Raw genomic sequence first — 1,328 nt, forward strand, 5'->3', positions numbered from 1 at the left:
TAATTGATAAGGAATGAGCGACACGCTCTTAATTCAGCAGGGGTTGGCAATGGGCTATTGTAAATCCTGCTATTAAAATTGAAATTGAAAACGAAAAAAGAAGATGAAACACTTATTATTTACAGCATTCTTACTATTAGGAGCTTTTAGCAATGCCCAAACTAAGATTATAGTACCTCATCCTGAAACAGGAAGAGAGATGTTTTATTTTAATGAAGAACCTTATAAGGATTGGGAATTGAAGTATCAATATAGTAGAAGATCTGCAAAAACAGGTGAACTTTTATTTATAAAAACATTAGCGGGAAGTAGTGGATATGTTAAAATAGCAGAATATGACGATTCTCTTCAAATTACAGAAGTTAGTTATCATACTTCTAAGGAATATGCATTTGTATATAATAAAGAAAAGTTGTTAGAGGAAGTAACATCTTATTTTCAAACACTTCCCATAGGAGTTTGGAAAGAGTATAATGATAAAGGGGAAGTTACAAAAGAAAACGATATGGATAAGCAATATAAAATGAGTATTGATTGTCTTATGCAAATAATGAAAGAGCGTTATGATATTGATCTGATAAAAGATCCTGTGAGCGTACTATACACAGAGAAGACACGCCCTATTTATATAGTAACGTATTCGTATGGTCCTTATACGAGTAGGTGGATTACAATTGATGTAAATACAGGAGAAACGTTATTTGATAAGTGTCTTTCAGGAGATGATTTTTATGAATATGAGGAACAAATATATAGACCTAAGTAGAATTATGAAACTGATATGTATAGTATTCTTACTATTAGGGGTTATTAGCTATGCCCAAACTAAGATTATTGCTCCTCATCCTGAAACAGGAAGAGAGATGTTTTATTTTAGTGAAGGGCTTTATAAGGATTATGAGATAATTGGAAATTATGGATCTAATAGGATAGATAAAAAGTTAAAGAAAGGAGATAAAACTGTTGAAATACTGGAGGATATTGATGGGATACAAGTTTCAGAATATGATTCTCATACTCATATAAAATATGTTTTTGCATATAATAAAGAAACAAAATCACTTATGGCTCAACGTATATTTTTTTATGCTATTGACACTGGTGTTTGGAAAGAATATGATACAAATGGTAATATTATAAAAGAGGAAGATATGGATGCCTATTATAAGATAACTATTAATGATTTTGTAAATCTTATGAAAGAGCAATATAAAGGTTATTATGTAGATTATACAAAGGAATAATTTTTTATTTTCAAAAACTATACTCAAGAAGTGCATGCCTTTATTCCCCCTCCTTCTCCACCAAATGTCTTAGCTCAGGGTCGT

At 30.6% G+C, this 1,328-nt stretch carries 2 protein-coding genes; both read left to right on the top strand.

All coding sequences use genetic code 11. The annotated features are described in order from the left end of the window. Positions 1 to 103: 103 nt before the first annotated feature. Positions 104 to 766, top strand: coding sequence for a hypothetical protein (locus HMPREF9075_RS00775; protein ID WP_009414675.1), 663 nt, complete (start codon positions 104 to 106; stop codon positions 764 to 766). Between the two features lie 4 nt (positions 767 to 770). After that, on the top strand, positions 771 to 1,244 hold the full coding sequence (locus HMPREF9075_RS00780) for a hypothetical protein (RefSeq protein WP_157049187.1): 474 nt from the start codon (positions 771 to 773) through the stop codon (positions 1,242 to 1,244). The last annotated feature ends 84 nt before the right edge of the window (positions 1,245 to 1,328 follow it).

The sequence above is a fragment of the Capnocytophaga sp. oral taxon 332 str. F0381 genome (assembly GCF_000318275.2).
Taxonomy (GTDB): domain Bacteria; phylum Bacteroidota; class Bacteroidia; order Flavobacteriales; family Flavobacteriaceae; genus Capnocytophaga; species Capnocytophaga bilenii.

Excerpts from the sequence above, each read along its gene's own strand:
- HMPREF9075_RS00775 (WP_009414675.1), top strand. The coding sequence starts at position 104 with ATGAAACACTTATTATTTACAGCATTCTTACTATTAGGAGCTTTTAGC.
- HMPREF9075_RS00780 (WP_157049187.1), top strand. The coding sequence starts at position 771 with ATGAAACTGATATGTATAGTATTCTTACTATTAGGGGTTATTAGCTAT.